Here is a 15,245-nt window from a genome sequence, read left to right as displayed (position 1 = left end):
GCAGGATCAGCCGGTCGTACACGTGACCACCCGGGGCCGCGTGGATCCGGTGGTCGTCGGCTACGCCCTGGACCAGCTGCGGTGCCTGGCGGCCGAACACCCGCTGGACTCCCTGCGAGTAGAGGTGGCTCGCGATGGCCACGGCATGCGGGTCGAGGTGACGGCGGTGCTGGCCGGGCGGGCAGTGCGGGCCGCGACCGCGGGTTGCACCCCGAGGGCCGCGATTGACCGGGTGTACGACGAGATCACCGGGCAGGCTCAGCTCGTGGCCCGGTGGGTTCGCTCGCGGCCGCATTCCGGACATGACAGCGGTTGATGATCTGGCCGGTCCGCGCGAGGACCCCGCGTGGACGGTTCAGCAGACGACCCGGGATCCGGTGCGCCGCCGCGTGGACGAGACGTTGTTCACGCTGGGCGCCGGCGGGTACGCGACCCGCGGCGCGGTCGAGGAGTCGCCGGGCGACGGCCCGGCCGTGCTGGTTGCCGGCGTGTACACGGGCACGGGGCCCCGACAGCGCCTGTTGCCGGGACCCGACTGGACGCAGCTGGACATCGCTCCCGCGCCGGTGGCGGACCGGCGCGTGCTCGACTTGCGCAGCGGTGTGCTGGTGCGCGAGGAACTCGGCGCGCCCTGCCCCGTGCGGACCCTGCGATTTGTGTCCGCGCACCGGCCAGGGGTGATGGTGCTGCGGGCCGAGGCCGCGACCACGCGGCTTCGTGCTGGTGCCGGGTTGCGGCCGCCCGGTGACGAGCCGATGAGCAGCGGCTCTGGGGAGGAGGGCCGATGCTGGGCGCGCGTCGGCGGCGACGCAGGGATCACTGCGGTGGCAATCCACGATTCCCGCGAGAATCGTGGCACGCGGACGGTGGAGCGGTTCGCCGCCTACGGCACGGGTGGCATCGAGGTCGTCGAGGCGGCGGTCGAGGCCGCGCGGCGGGTGGGGTTCGACCGGCTGCTGGCCGAGCATCGCGCGGTGTGGGCAGATCGCTGGGCGGCGGTAGACGTGCGCATCCCGGACGACCCGGATGTGCAGCTCACGGCCCGATTCGCATTGTTTCAACTGTGGTGCAATGTCGGCGGGCAGGGTGAGGCGGCCGTCGGGGCGCGTGGGTTGTCGGGGCACGGTTATGCCGGTCATGTGTTCTGGGACGCCGACGTGTTCGTGCTACCGGCTGTGGTGAGCATGGACCCGGCACTCGCGCTGGCGATGGTCGACTACCGCGTGCGCAGGCTCCCGGCGGCGCGGGCCGCGGCGCGCGCCGCCGGTTATCGGGGTGCGCGGTTTCCGTGGGAGTCCGCGGCGGACGGGCACGACGTCACGCCGACGTCGGGCGACCTCGGAGGGCAGCCCGTTGTGATCAAGACCGGAACGCTCGAAGAACATATCACCGCCGACGTGGCATGGGCGGCTTGGCACTGTGCACAGTGGACCAGCCAGCGGCGGTTCCTGCGCGGGCGGCGGCGCGCGCTGCTGATCGACACGGCGCGCTACTGGGCGTCGCGGGTTCGGCTGGATCGCGACGGCCACGGCCACCTCGAAGACGTGATCGGCCCGGACGAGTACCACGAGTCGGTGACGGACAATGCCTACACCAATGTCATGGCGCGCTGGAATCTACGGACTGCCGCGGACCTGGTCGGCGGCGACGAGGGCGCCACGTTCCGCGGGCTGGCGGCGAAGATCGTGGACGGCCATGACGCGGCCACGGGCCTGTACGAGCAGTTCGCCGGGTACTTCGGGCTGGAACCGCTCCTCATCGCCGACCTCGCTCGGCCACCCGTGGCCGCTGATGTCCTGCTGGGCCCGCAACGCATAGCTGCGTCGCAGATCAGCAAACAGCCGGACGTCCTGATGCTGCATCACCTCGTGCCCGACGAGACCGCGCCGGGAACGCTTCGCCCGAACCTGGATTTCTACCTGCCGCGCACCGCGCACGGCTCGTCCCTGTCACCGGGCATCACCGCGTCCCTGCTGGCGCGGGCCGGGCAGCCGGACGAGGCGTTGCGGCTGCTGCGGATCGCGCTGCGCCTGGACCTGGACGATCTGACCGGCACCACGGCCGCCGGGCTGCATCTGGCCACGATAGGCAGCGCCTGGCAGGCGCTGCTGTTCGGCTTCGCCGGCGTCCGCGTACGCAGGGGCGTGTTGCATCTCGATCCGGCCCTGCCGAGCGACTGGGGCAGCCTCGGCGTGAGCTTTTGCTGTCTGGGACACCGCGTCCGACTGGACATCACGCGGGATGTCATCGACATCGACGTCGACGCGCCGCTGCGGGTTTGCCTGCGGGGATCCGAGGTCCGCAGTGTAACCGGGCATGCCCGGCTGCCGACGGGACGAGTGCCATGACACAAGTGCTTGCCGCGTCGAGCCGGGAATGCCGGGACACCGTGTCCAGCGTGGCCACCGCGATGGCGACCGTGCTCCGCGCCGACGTGCGGACCGTGGAGGTCGATCTCACCGTCGAGGACCATGCGGCGGCCCTGCTCGACGCGCTCGAGAGACCGGAGACCGCCGTCGGTGTGCTCCTGCGTGATGCGCCGTCGTGGCGGATCGCCAGCCACTCGAGCAAGCCGATCGTCGTCGTTCCGCCGGGATTCGTCGCAGTGCACGGGCCCGCGATCTCCCGGGTGCTGTTGCCGCTGGACGGCAGCGCGGAAGCGGCCGCCGCGGTCGGGGACACGATGCGGCTTTTCGCCGACGCCGGGATCGAGCTCGTGATCCTGCACGTCTTCGACGAGGCCACCACCCCGCTGTTCTGGGACCAGGCCGCGCATGCGCGCCAAGGGTGGGAGGATGAGTTCCGGATCCGGTGCAGCACACCGCGGGACATCCGGCTGGAACTGCGCCACGGCGTGCCCGGAGAGCACGTCGTGCACGTGGCCGTCAGCGAGGGCGCGGATCTGATCGCGCTCGGCTGGTCGCAACATCTCGACGCGGGACGGGCACGCACCGTGCGCGCGACGGTGGCCCACGCCGACATGCCGGTCATGTTGGTCCCGTTGGCCTTTCCGTGAGTGACGTTCGGCCCTGTCCGCGCATCACGAATATCGCGTTTGCTGCCTGACATGTCGTTCACCTACCGGGCCAAGCTCGACTTCGGGCCCGCGTTCGAACCCGTGAAGACCTGCCCGGACTGCGGATCCGCCGACATCAAGGCGGTCGTCGACGCCGAGCGCACGAACTTCTGCTGCACTGCGTGCGGGGCGTGCTGGCACCTCCAGCTCGGACGGATAGCCCGTGCCGACACGATGCACCGAGCAACGGGAGGCTGAGCATGCGGATCGGGCTGATCGCGCCCCCGTGGGTGCCCGTGCCTCCGCCCGCCTACGGGGGCACCGAAGTCGTGGTGGACAACCTTGCCCGTGGCCTGGCCGCCCGCGGGCACGACGTCCAGCTGTTCACCGTCGGCGAGTCGACGACACCCGTGCATCGACGAAGCCTGTACCCGGTCGCGGCAGAGCCCATGGGTGACAGCCTGCTCGAGGCAGCCCACGTGCTCGCCGCCTACGAAGAACTGTCGGACGCCGACATTATCCACGACCACACGATGCTCGGGCCGCTGCTGGCCACACACCGCCGCCTGGGCTCGCCACCGGTGGTGACCACCCACCACGGACCCTTCACCCCGGTCAGCCGCCGGGTCTTCCGTGAGATCGCCCGCCACACGGCGGTCGTGGCTGTATCTCACGCACAGGCGCTGGCCGCGGGCGACATTCCGATCGCCGCGGTAGTGCACCACGGGATCGATCTCGACTTGTACCGGGCAGGGCCCGGCGGCGGAGGCTACCTGCTGTTCGTCGGCCGGATGTGCGCTGACAAGGGCGTACACCGGGCGGTGCGCATCGCGAAACGGGCGGGCCGCACGCTCATCATGGCTACCAAGATTCGCGAGCGAGCGGAGCAAGAGTACTTCGAGCGGGAGGTGCGCCCGCTGCTTTCGGCGGGCGACGACTGGCCTGCCGAGCAGCCGCTGCCACGTCGGCTCGAGCTGATGCGCCACGCCGACGCGCTGGTCAACCCAATCGGTTGGCCGGAGCCGTTCGGCCTGGTGATGGCTGAGGCGCTTGCCTGCGCGACACCGGTGCTCGCCTTTTCCCGTGGCGCGGCCCCGGAGATTGTCGACCACGGGAGAACCGGCTACCTGTGCGAGGGCGACGATGAGATGGCCGCCGCCCTGGACCGCCTCGGCGCCCTCGATCGCGCCCGGTGTCGCGCAGCCGCCGAACAGCGGTTCTCGCTCGAGCGCATGGTACGCGACCACGAGCAGGTCTATCGTTCGATTCTGACGAGACGGTTCCCGGCGGCGGAGCGGGCCTTGCGCCCTCTCGACGCGGTACCCGTCCTCGAGGCTTGACCCGACAGTGTGCCTGGAGGTCCTGGCTGTGACGATGCCATGGGCGAGCACGGGCGGACCGGCCGGACGCAGGTCGACGGACGGCCACGTCACAGTGATCGACGGGTCCACCTTCTGCATCAGCGCCGGCGACGGCGCGATCCTGCCCGGCAACGCGCACGGGCTCTTCGCGCGGGACACCCGGTTTCTGTCAACCCGGGAGTTGCGTATTGACGGCAGGCGGCCCGAGCCGCTCACCGCGGTGCTGGACGAGCCCTTCGCCGCAACGTTCCTCGGTCGAGTTCCTCCCGCGCCGGGCCACGCGGACAGCTCGTTGCTGGTCATCGTCAGGCGGTATGTCGGTGACGGCATGCGGGAAGACATCGAGATCCGCAACGTCGGCCCCACCGCCGCCACCTGCGCCGTGGACCTGCACGTGTGGGCCGACTTCGCGGATCTGTTCGAGGTCAAGGAGGGCCGCGCCCATCCGGCGGAGAACATCTCCGTCAGCAGGACGGGGAGAATCCTCGAGCTGACTCGTCGCCGAGCCGACCGCATCCACGGGGTGGCAGTCACGGCGCTGCGCGCCCCGGTCATGGACGGGACCACGCTGAACTGGGACGTGTTGATTCCACCGCGGAGCGAGTGGGCGACCTGCGTCGAAGCCAGGCCTATCGACGGCGGTGTGCCGATGCCGTTGCGACACCCGTGCGGCTACCCCGTTGAGCACACCCTGCCCGCCCGCAGCCTGCGCGAGTGGCGCAGCCGCGGCCCAGAGGTCAGCACCAGCGACGCGGGCCTGGCCGCCGCGCTGGAGCGCAGCGTCGACGACCTCGGGTCGCTGCGCATCTTCGACCCCCGCCACCCCGAGCGCGCCGTGGTCGCCGCGGGCGTGCCCTGGTTCATGGCCGTGTTCGGCCGTGACTCGCTGCTCACTTCCTGGATGCTGCTGCCACTGGACGAGCGGCTCGCCCTGGGCACCCTACAGACACTGGCCGCCTACCAGGGCACGACCGTCGATCCCCGCACCGAGGAGCAACCTGGCCGGATCCTGCACGAGATGCGGTTCGGCCCCGCCGCCTCCCTCGCCCTCGGCGGCGGCAACATCTACTACGGCACTGCCGACGCCACCCCGCTGTTCGTCATGCTGCTCGGCGAACTGCGCCGCTGGGGCCTGGACCAACGCGAGGTCGAGGCCCTGCTGCCGCATGCCGACCGAGCCTTGGACTGGATCGAACGCCACGGTGACCTCGACGGTGACGGGTTCGTCGAGTACCAGCGGGCCACTGAGCACGGGCTGGCCAACCAGGGCTGGAAGGACTCCTGGGACGGCATCACCTTCGCCGACGGCGACCTCGCCCACTCACCCATCGCGTTGGCCGAGGTGCAGGGCTACACCTACGCTGCCTACATCGCCCGCGCGCACTTCGCCGCCGAAGCCGGCGACCTCGATGCAGCACGGCACTGGGAGGATAAGGCGACGAGCCTCAAACGCGCGTTCAACGAGGCCTTCTGGCTTCCCGAGCGCGGTTGGTACGCGCTTGGCCTCGACGCCGAGAAGCGCCCCATCGACTCGCTCACCTCGAACATCGGCCACTGCCTGTGGACCGGCATCGTCGATGACGACAAGGCGCCCGCCGTCGCGCAGCACCTGCTCTCGCCGGAGATGTTCAGCGGCTGGGGCATCCGCACCCTCGCCACGTCGATGACCGCCTACAACCCCATGAGCTACCACAACGGATCGGTCTGGCCCCACGACAACGCCATCTGCGCTGCCGGGCTCATGCGATACGGGTTCGTCGAGCACGCGCAGCGCGTCGCCGAGGCGATCCTGGACGCGGCGACCTGTTTCGACCACCGGCCGCCCGAACTGTTCTGCGGCTTTCCCCGTGACGAGTTCGATCCACCAGTGCCCTACCCGACCTCGTGCACGCCGCAAGCCTGGGCCGCGGCGACCCCGCTACACCTGCTGCGCACGTTGCTCCGCTTCGACCCGCAGATTCCCAGCGGTCGCCTGTGGTGCGATCCCGTCCTTCCCGAGCGCTACCTGCCACTGAGCATCAGCCGCCTCGGGCTCAGCGACCACGACGTCAGCCTCGATGTCACCACCGGCGGCGCACGGCTACGCGGGCTCGACGACATCGGTGTTCGGATGTTCGCCCAGCCGCGGCCGGCACACGGCGAGCGCGCCAGCGAAGCCAGGTGAGGACAGGGTCTTTGGTCCCAACGGATAGGGAACGGTGACCCGCCACCCCGGTCGAGACCGGGGGTTTCCTGGACGGTGTCGGAGCACACCCGCCTGAGGGATATCACGAGATGACATCGCTAATACCGCGGGGTTCGCTGCTGCCAGACATTTCCACAGGCTCGAATCGGAGCTCCCGTTCGGCACGTTCGCCGACCGGCACTGGGTGCGCGTGGAAGACTCCGTCGAAGACCACAAGTACATCCTGCGCGCCGAGCTGCCCGGGATGGATCCCGAACACGACATCAAGATCACCGTCGAGGGTGAGGAGCTCTGCATCAACGCACAGCGGACCGAAGAGAAGAGACCAGCCGGGAGGACTTCCCTGCCAGGAAGCTTGCCGCCTGCGGCTACCACTCGGTAGTACACTTCCGGCAGATGACGGTGGGGCGCGACGCGCCGCTGATCGGCAGCAGTGCCGAGCGATGCCGCCCTGTTGAGCGCCTCGGTGATCACATGAGCTCCGTCCGCAGCAAGCTGACGCCGTCCACCGGTAGCGCGGCGGCCAGCTCGACCTGGTCGGGCAGGGCGAAGGTTGACGCCTTTCCCGCCGGCCAGCGCGGTGTCCCGCGTGCGGAGGTCGGGTTACCAGACGACATGCTGCGGCATGGAATCTCCTGGGTTTGCCGGGCGCGATGGCGGCCCGGCACCCGGCGGGCCGCCACCGCGGGGTGTCAGGCCTTGCGCACCTTGATGTGCTTGGTCGGCTCCTTCGGCTCGCCGAGGCCGACGACGACCGTGAGGATACCGTCCGTGTAGTCGGCCTCGATCTCGTCCTCCTTCGCGCCGGTGGGCAGCGCGACCGTCCGTGTGAAGGAGCCGTACCGGAACTCGGAGTGGCCCTTCTCCGTCTTCTCCTCGGACCGCTTCGCCGCGATGGTGAGCATTCCGTTCTGGACAGTGATGTCCAGGTCTTTGCTCGCATCGATGCCGGGAAGCTCGGCACGTAGTACGTAGCGATTCTCCTCGACCTTGTCCTCGACCCGGATGGAGTGGAAGTCCAGCAGCGGCCGGATCCCGGGGAAGGAGGGGAACATGTCGAACAGATCGTGCAGGTCGGGCAGCAGGGATGGCGCCTGCCTGCGGACGGGCAAACTCATCACGAGTCCTCTCGCTCGGGTTGAACTGACATCGCCGATTCCACGCTGCGTGCCGCCTGCATATGTAGGGTCGTCGGTGCAGCTCCTGCGGGACCAAAGACCCTTCGTCAGAGCAGCCACCGGTTCCGGTCTACGAGCGGAAGGCTTCGGTAAACCCCGCTCACAAAACCCTCGGTGGGACCGCCGTTGATCCAGGCACGCTCCGTGGTGGTGGCGTAGCCGAAACCGAGGGTCTTGTCCAGAGAACGCCCACAGGAACAACAGTCCGGTGGCCGTCCGCAGGACGGCGCTCAGCTTGCCGACGGCGGTTGTCATGACCGCACCGTGCCGGGTGCCTTCTCCGGGGAAGCGTCGAGTAGAGGCTGTCGGCGCGCACGAGGAGTACCGTGGAGCGGAAAGTCGTACGGTGCCTGGGTCGATGGTCACCGTCTCTCGTCGGGCTCGGCGAGGTGACAGGTCAGCCAGGTTGGTGTGTTGCAGGGCCTTGTGGCCCGGTGGCACGTGCCGCTGTGCTCTGGCGCGTGAGGTCTTTGCGGTGCTGTCGTCATCGGTGTGGTCATCGGGAGCCTTGTACCGGGCTTGGCCCAGTTCCGGCGCTACGAGCGTGCCTGGCTGCGCGGGTGACCTGCTCGCCGGCGTCACCGTGGCGGCTTACCTGGTCCCACAGGTGATGGCCTATGCCGATGTGGCCGACTTGCCGCCGGTGACCGGTCTGTGGGCGATCGTGGGCCCGCTCGCGGTGTATGTGCTGTTCGGTTCGTCCCGGCAGCTGTCGGTGGGGCTGGAGTCCACCACAGCCCTGATGACGGCGGTCGCGTTGGCGCCGATCGCCGCGGGGGATCCCGGCAGATACGCGGCCCTGGCGGCGATGCTGGCGTTGCTAGTCGGGGTGACATCGTCAGCCAGCTGGGCACAGTGACCGGTGTGCCCGTCACCGGTGAGGAGTTCTTCGCCGAGCTGCGATCGTTCGTCTCTACATCGGCGCAGGCTCACTGGCCGACGGCCATGCTGTCGGACGGCGTGCTCGCGCTGCTGCTCGTGTTGGGCAAGCTGGCGCCACGCAGCCCCGGTCCGCTCATCGGAATCCTGCTCGCGACCGTGGTCGTGGCCGTGTTCTCGTTGCGGGACGAGGGGATCGCGATCGTCGGGTTCTCCGACAACGTGCTCACCGGGCGTGGCGTTCGGCAGCCGCGAGGAGGAGTAGCGCCCGCCCAAGGGCACTGTGGTCGCGTTGAACGCAACCACAATGCGCCCTTGGGGAGCGGGTTACCGGCGCTCTCGGTGGTGCAGCATGGCCAGCTCGACGGTCCTGGTGACGTCCTGGGCGCTGACCACGCCGGCGAGCGTGGCGTTGTCGGTGACAAGCAGCAGGTCCGCGCCGGGGCGAAGCGGGTGGTGGGTGAGTATGTCGGTGAGCGGGGTGCTGGCGGGCACGATCGCGACTCGGGGCGGCGTGCGGCACACGTCGGACACCCGGGTCGTGAGTTGCTGTTCGGGCGTGAGTCTCGCGAGATCACTCAGGCTCAGCACCCCGATGGGAGCCCCCTCGAACGAGACGACCGGGAAGGTGCGGTGCCGTGCGGAGAAGGCGATCCGTTCCAGGAACGCCTCGACCGTCAGCCATCCCGGAGCGATGACCGGATCGGGGCTCATGATGGCACGCACCGGCATGTCCGCGAGCTGCTCCCGCACGTTGGCGTGTGCGCGCTCCGCCGCCGCGGCCCCGATCAGGAACCAGCCGATGAGCGCCAGCCACAGTCCGGTGAACTGGGCGAGCAAGAGAACCTCGGTGAAGCCGGCGACCACCAGCAGCGTCCCCAGCACCTGCCCGGCTTTCGCCGCGGCGCCGACCGCGCGGCGCCGGTCACCGGTGCGCTTCCATACCGCCGCGCGCACAAGCCGGCCGCCGTCCAGCGGCGCACCGGGCAACAGGTTGAACACCGCGAGCGCGATGTTGCTCAGCCCTAGCCAGAGCAGCGAGCCCACCACGATCGGTGGGAACACCCCGCTCGAGGCGGCGGCCGCCGCCCAGCACACACCGCCGATGAGCAGGCTACTCGCCGGGCCGGCCGCCGCGATGAGGAAGTCCGTGCGGGGGTCGGGTGGCTCGCCTTCGAGCTCCGCGGCGCCGCCGAGCATCCACAACGTGATCCCCGCGACGGGCACTCCGTGGTGGCGGGCCGTAACCGCGTGGGAGAGCTCGTGGGCGAGCAGCGACGCCATGAAGCACGCCGCGGTGAGTACCCCCGCCACCCAATACCAACCGGACGCGAGGCCGGGCGCGGCGGCCGGGAGTATCGAAGACGCCAGCAGGTACGCGATGAGCCCGACCACGACCGCGACCGACCAGTGCGCCCCAAGCCGGACCCCGCCGAGGTGACCGAGTGGAACGGTGCCGCGAAACATCGATACCTACTTGCCCTGGACGACGAGGCCCGCCAGATCGAGCATGCGGTTGGCGTAGCCCCATTCGTTGTCGTACCAGCCGAACACCTTGACGAGGTTGTCGATGGCTTTGGTCAGGTTCGCGTCGAAGACGCACGAGGAAGGATCGCCGACGATGTCGCGCGAGACGATGGGGGCGTCGGTGTAGCGCAGGACGCCCTTGAGGTAGCCGGTGGCCGCGTCGGCGAAGGCCCGGTTGACCTGCCCAGCGGTGACGGGGACTTCGAGCTCCACGGCCAGGTCGGTGAGGGAGCCGTCGTCCACCGGCACGCGCACCGCAACGCCGTCGAGCTTGCCGGCCAGCTCGGGCAGGACTTCCCCGACCGAGCGCGCGGCGCCGGTCGTGGTGGGCACCATGTTCACCGCCGCGGCGCGGGCGCGGCGGAGGTCCTTGTGCGGCTGGTCGAGCAGCGACTGGTCATTGGTGTAGGCGTGGATCGTAGTCATCAGGCCGCGCCGCACCCCGAACGCGCGGTGCAGCACCAGGCCCATCGGCGCCGCACAGTTGGTCGTGCACGACGCCGCTGAGATCACGTGGTGCTCGCTTGGCTTGTAGGTGTCCTCGTTGACACCCAGCACGATGGTGGTGTCGACGCCCTCGCCGGGCGCGGAGATGATGACCTTGCCGGCGCCTCCAGTGAGATGCCCTGCCGCGGCCTCCCGTGTCCGGTGCCGGCCGGTCGCCTCGATCACGACGTCGACATCGTGGTTCCGCCAGGAAATCCGGGCCGGGTCGGGTGTGCCGGTGACGTGGATCCGGTGCTCGCCCATGACGATCGCCTGGTCGTGCACGGTCACCGGAGACGGCAGCCTGCCGTGGGTCGAGTCGTACTCGAGCAGGTAGGCAAGCGTATGCGCGTCCGCCACGTCATTGACCGCGACGACCTCGACCTCGTGGTCAGAGCGGGCGAGCGCGGCGCGTACGACGGCGCGGCCGATCCGGCCAAATCCGTTGATGCCCAGTAGTACGGTCATGAAAAGCCCCTCCCACTTCGTCGGTGACGTCACCTTGATGCTGTGTAGCTATGCCCCGGCATCTCCAGGGTCGAAGGACCCGGCGGGCGATGACTAACGATCGATGTCGCCCGGCTGCTGCTTGGAGGGACTGGGCCGGTGGCTACGACTGTGCGAACGCAGCGAGGGAACTCGCACCACGACCTTGCGATCCACGAGGTTGTGCTGCTCGTGCAGACGGACCCGGACACCGGTCTGACCACGGCCGAGGCGCGTGAGCGCCGTGCCCGCTACGGGCCGAATGTGCTGCCGCGGACGCGCGCGGCGCGCCCGATCGTGCGGCTGCTGCGGCAGCTACATCACCCGCTCATCTACGTGCTCCTTGCGGCCGGTGCCGTGACTTTGGTGCTGGGAGAGCGGGTCGACTCCGCCGTGATCTCCATGCAGGATCAGCTGTGGGTAGCTGCCGTCGTCGAGCACCCGGGTTCACACAGCGTCGCGGTGAGCAGCACGTCGTGCCGCCACGCGCTCGGCCAGCATCGCGATCCGCGAGGCAGGCAAGTGCCGCGGGCTGTGGCGGCGCCGGTCGGTTCTGCGGCGGGGGATCGGGGAGGCGAGCGCGATCTTCTCGGCATCCGCCTCGTGCCGGGACATCTCGATCACCGCGAGGTGGTCGGGTTCAGTCGGCCCGATGGACGAAAGTCCCCGCAGCCGGTGACCAACGGCAACAGCGCAGCCGGTCAGCGTGCTCCTAGCGTCTGGAAATGCTTGCGAAACGGGGAGAGAACCATGGGCACCGCAGGGCTTCCGGAAGGACCGATTGTGTGACGGGGCCGGAGCCGGGACAGCTGGTCGCCGTGATCGAGGCGGTGAGATGCGACAGTCCACGGCGTGCCTGACACGCTTGCGGTGGCGGGTCCATCCGGGCCGTACCCCGCTGGCACGGGGGCATGACCGGCTCCAGGGCTACCTGCTGATACTGGCGATTCCCTATCCCGTTGGTGGCGTTGCCGTTCGCGGTCGTGCTCGGGTCACAGGCGTACACGCGCCAGTTACGGGTCGCCGAAGTCGAGGCGAGCACTTGATATCAGGTGACGGGCGTGCTGCTCGCCGACGCACCACCCGCGGCACCGATGGCGCGTGTCTGCGGCGACTATGACATGGCTCGGGGTTGTCACCGCGCGCGCGGGCGCCTTCCGGATCGCGCGGCTGGCGCTCGATCGCCGGAGGTTCGCGGGCTGGCAGCGGGAAGGGAGCGCGTCGATCGCCAGTGGAGTGGTTATTGATGGACGGGGGGATAGCAGGGATGCCCCTCAGCTCTGAGGCGATGGCGCGCGGCCTCACCGCCGGCGAGGCCGCAGCCCGGCTGCGCGAGCAGGGGCCGAACACGCTGCCCCGCCCGCGCCGTCCGCATCCGCTGCTCGTATTCGGTGGCCAGTTGGTGCATTTCTTCGCCGTCATGCTGTGGCTCGCCGCGGGACTCGCGCTACTGGCCGGGATGCCGGCACTGGCCGTGGCCATCGCCGTGGTGATCGTGCTCAACGGGGCGTTCTCGTTCGTCCAGGAGTTTCGGGCGGATCGTGCTGCCGAGCGGCTGCGGGACCTGCTGCCCGTGCGCGCCACGGTGCGCCGGGACGGCCACGCCACGGTCGTCAATGCGGACGAGTTGGTGATCGGCGACGTCGTGTTGCTCGAGGCGGGTGACCGGGTGTGCGCGGACGCGACCCTGACGGCGGCCGGCGCGTTGTCGGTCGACGAGTCTATGCTCACCGGCGAGAGCACGCCGATCCGCCCCGACCCCGGCGCGGCCGTGCGTGCCGGTACCCATGTGGTCGAGGGGCACGGTACCGCGGTGGTGACGGCGACCGGAGCCCACACCCGCCTCGCCGGTATCGCCGCGGTCACCGAACGTGCCAGCAGACCGCGCAGCCCGCTGGCCACCCAACTGCATAGCGTCGTCAAGGTCATCGCGCTGGCCGCGGTCGCGGTCGGAGTCACGTTCTTCCTGGTCGCCCTGGGGCTCGGTAAGGCGGGCGGGGAAAGCGTGCTGCTCGCCATCGGCGTGACCGTGGCGCTCGTCCCGGAAGGGTTGCTGCCGACCGTTACACTCTCGCTGGCCAGGGCTGCGCAGCGCATGGCGGCGTGTAATGCGCTCGTGCGCAGGCTTGAATCGGTGGAGACGCTCGGGGCGACGACGTTCATCTGCACCGACAAGACGGGCACGCTAACCCGCAACGAGATGTCGGTGATCGAGGTGTGGACACCGGCGGGCACGGTCACCGTCGAGGGTGAGGGCTATGCGCCCGGGGGAGTGCTCACCGGCGAGCCCGCCGCCGTGCGGGCGGCGACCCGACTCGCCGATAGCGCCGCACGCTGCTCCCCGGACGCCCGCGCCGTGCAACGGCACGACCGGTGGCATCCGGTGGGCGATCCGATGGAGGTGGCGCTGCACGTGCTCGCGGCGCGAGCAGGGGCCAGGGCGGCACCGGTGCCGTCGGCACGATACCCCTTCGACCCGCACCGTCGCCGTTCGTCCGTGGTCGATGCGGATGGCGTGCACGTCACTGGCGCCCCGGACTCAGTGCTTCGGCTGTGCGCCCACGCACGCACGGACGCCGCGGAAGCCGCCATGGTCATGAGCCTCCGGGGTCTGCGTGTCCTCGCGGTCGCACGACGCTCGCCCGAGTCCACGGTAGACGATCAGCTCGCCGCCGAGCGGGACCTGGAACTGCTGGGCTTGGTCGGGCTCGAGGATCCACCGCGACCCGACGTCGCCGGCGCGATCGCCTCGTGCCGCACGGCGGGGATCAAGCTGGCCATGGTGACCGGCGACCATCCCGGGACGGCGGCCGCGATCGCTGCCGAGGTCGGCCTGCTCGGCGAGCACGGGCTCGTCGTCGAGGGCAAAGACCTGCCACTCGACGACGCTGCGCTGGGCGCACTGCTGGACCGCGATGGCGTGGTGGTGGCCAGAGTCGCACCGGAGGAGAAGCTGCGCATCGCCCGTGTCCTGCAAGCACGCGGGCACATCGTGGCGATGACTGGAGACGGCGTGAACGACGGTCCCGCCCTGCGTACCGCCGACATCGGCGTGGCCATGGGCGCGTCCGGCACCGACGTCGCACGCGAGGCCGCCGACCTGGTGCTGCTGGACGACCATTTCGGCACGATCGTGTCCGCGATCGAACTCGGCCGGGCCACCTTCGCCAACATCCGCCGCTTCCTCACCTACCACCTCACCGACAACGTCGCCGAGTTGACACCGTTCGTCGTATGGGCGCTGTCCGGGGAGTCGATCCCGCTGGCCATCGGCGTGCTACAGATCCTCGCGATCGACATCGGCACCGACCTCCTGCCGGCGCTCGCACTCGGCGCCGAACCGCCAAACCCAAGAACCATGCGTGGCCCCGCACGCACCGACGGCCTGATCGACCGGCATGTGCTGAGCAGGGCCTTCGGCGTGCTGGGACCCGCCGAGGGAGCGGCGACGATGCTGGCGTTCGTGCTCGTCCTGATCGCGGGTGGCTGGACCTGGGGCACCACGCCGAGCGCGGGGCTACTCGCCACGGCCTCGGGCACCGCGTTCACCGCCATCGTGCTCGGACAACTGGCCAACGCGTTCGCCTGCCGCAGCGAATCCCGCTGGATCGGCCGAACCGGCGTCCGGGGCAACGCGCTACTGCTCTACGCGCTCGTGTTCGAGGTCGCCGTGCTCAGCGCCTTCCTACTCGTCCCACCGCTGCCGGACCTACTCGGCGGTACTCTCCCCACGCCACTCGGCTGGGGCCTCGCGGTGCTCGCGATCCCTGCCGTCTGGCTAGCCGACACGGCTTACAAGACAATCAGGAGCCGGAGAGGGATCATGCAACAAGACCAGGGCTGTGGTCAGGCTGCACACCGGTGAGGGAGCCCGGCGCACCGGCATCGGCCTCGCCCGGCGGAGCCCCGCACGATGGCCTGCTCACCGATTGGTTGGGGTGTCGTCCCGCGGTCACTGACGGCGTGCTGACCGGAGCGATCAGCCGACGGATCTGCTGCGTCCGCTGGCGCGCAGACGTGTGACATGCGTGGTCACACGGTTGGCGGTAGGGCAGGGGAGGAGTCCCTTGGCCCAGCCGGGACCTTCGTCACCGACACATTGGTCCTCCTTCCTCCGGACGTGGCCG

The 15,245-nt window shown here is 69.8% G+C and carries 13 protein-coding genes and 1 pseudogene; 10 read left to right on the top strand and 4 right to left on the bottom strand.

Annotated elements, in window-relative coordinates:
* Positions 1-22 precede the first annotated feature (22 nt).
* From JAP66_RS22080 to JAP66_RS33265, 7 genes are all read left to right on the top strand, one after another.
* On the top strand, positions 23-316 hold the full coding sequence (locus JAP66_RS22080) for an HPF/RaiA family ribosome-associated protein (RefSeq protein WP_199433729.1): 294 nt from the start codon (positions 23-25) through the stop codon (positions 314-316).
* On the top strand, positions 303-2,348 hold the full coding sequence (locus JAP66_RS22075; RefSeq protein WP_199433728.1) for a glycosyl hydrolase family 65 domain-containing protein: 2,046 nt from the start codon (positions 303-305) through the stop codon (positions 2,346-2,348). The genes JAP66_RS22080 and JAP66_RS22075 overlap by 14 nt, the downstream gene beginning before the upstream one ends.
* On the top strand, positions 2,345-3,016 hold the full coding sequence (locus JAP66_RS22070; RefSeq protein ID WP_199433727.1) for a universal stress protein: 672 nt from the start codon (positions 2,345-2,347) through the stop codon (positions 3,014-3,016). Before JAP66_RS22075 ends, JAP66_RS22070 begins: the two co-directional genes overlap by 4 nt.
* Before the next feature lie 51 nt (positions 3,017-3,067).
* Positions 3,068-3,274, top strand: coding sequence for a TFIIB-type zinc ribbon-containing protein (locus tag JAP66_RS22065; RefSeq protein ID WP_199433726.1), 207 nt, complete (start codon positions 3,068-3,070; stop codon positions 3,272-3,274).
* Between the two features lie 2 nt (positions 3,275-3,276).
* Positions 3,277-4,356 carry a glycosyltransferase family 4 protein gene (locus JAP66_RS22060; RefSeq protein WP_199433725.1) on the top strand — a complete coding sequence of 360 codons (1,080 nt, stop codon included), beginning with the start codon at positions 3,277-3,279 and terminating at the stop codon, positions 4,354-4,356.
* A 34-nt stretch (positions 4,357-4,390) separates the two neighbouring features.
* Entirely contained in the window at positions 4,391-6,541 is a 2,151-nt protein-coding gene (locus tag JAP66_RS22055) for an amylo-alpha-1,6-glucosidase (RefSeq protein WP_199433819.1), read from the top strand.
* 205 nt (positions 6,542-6,746) lie between these two features.
* Positions 6,747-6,944 (top strand): Hsp20/alpha crystallin family protein, encoded by a 198-nt coding sequence (locus JAP66_RS33265; RefSeq protein ID WP_372449000.1) that lies wholly within the window; start codon positions 6,747-6,749, stop codon positions 6,942-6,944.
* 88 nt (positions 6,945-7,032) lie between these two features.
* Here the strand turns inward: JAP66_RS33265 and JAP66_RS22045 are convergent, their stop codons facing one another.
* Both JAP66_RS22045 and JAP66_RS22040 read right to left on the bottom strand, forming a co-directional pair.
* Positions 7,033-7,179 (bottom strand): hypothetical protein, encoded by a 147-nt coding sequence (locus JAP66_RS22045; protein ID WP_199433723.1) that lies wholly within the window; start codon positions 7,177-7,179, stop codon positions 7,033-7,035.
* Positions 7,180-7,254: 75 nt separating this feature from the next.
* The gene (locus tag JAP66_RS22040) at positions 7,255-7,680 is read right to left on the bottom strand and encodes an Hsp20/alpha crystallin family protein (RefSeq protein ID WP_199433722.1); all 426 of its coding nucleotides are present in this window, start codon (positions 7,678-7,680) and stop codon (positions 7,255-7,257) included.
* Positions 7,681-7,993: 313 nt separating this feature from the next.
* On the opposite strand from JAP66_RS22040, the pseudogene JAP66_RS33000 reads away from it, so the two are divergent.
* Positions 7,994-8,769 (top strand): annotated as a pseudogene (locus tag JAP66_RS33000) (SulP family inorganic anion transporter); the annotation flags it as partial.
* 177 nt (positions 8,770-8,946) lie between these two features.
* Here JAP66_RS33000 and JAP66_RS22030 read toward each other — a convergent pair.
* Entirely contained in the window at positions 8,947-10,086 is a 1,140-nt protein-coding gene (locus JAP66_RS22030; RefSeq protein WP_199433721.1) for a site-2 protease family protein, read from the bottom strand.
* A gap of 6 nt (positions 10,087-10,092) precedes the next feature.
* A complete protein-coding gene (gene gap, locus JAP66_RS22025; protein ID WP_199433720.1) occupies positions 10,093-11,100 on the bottom strand; it encodes a type I glyceraldehyde-3-phosphate dehydrogenase in 1,008 nt (335 codons plus the stop codon).
* Between the two features lie 138 nt (positions 11,101-11,238).
* On the opposite strand from gap, the gene JAP66_RS32290 reads away from it, so the two are divergent.
* A complete protein-coding gene (locus JAP66_RS32290) occupies positions 11,239-11,907 on the top strand; it encodes a cation-transporting P-type ATPase (protein WP_307849674.1) in 669 nt (222 codons plus the stop codon).
* 478 nt (positions 11,908-12,385) lie between these two features.
* A complete protein-coding gene (locus tag JAP66_RS22015; RefSeq protein WP_199433719.1) occupies positions 12,386-14,983 on the top strand; it encodes a cation-translocating P-type ATPase in 2,598 nt (865 codons plus the stop codon).
* Positions 14,984-15,245 lie beyond the last annotated feature (262 nt).

Source organism: Qaidamihabitans albus, assembly GCF_016464705.1.
GTDB classification, from domain to species: Bacteria; Actinomycetota; Actinomycetes; order Mycobacteriales; family Pseudonocardiaceae; genus Qaidamihabitans; species Qaidamihabitans albus.
The sequence above is the reverse complement of the archived record's forward strand: the minus strand, read 5'-3'. Positions and strand labels throughout refer to the sequence as shown.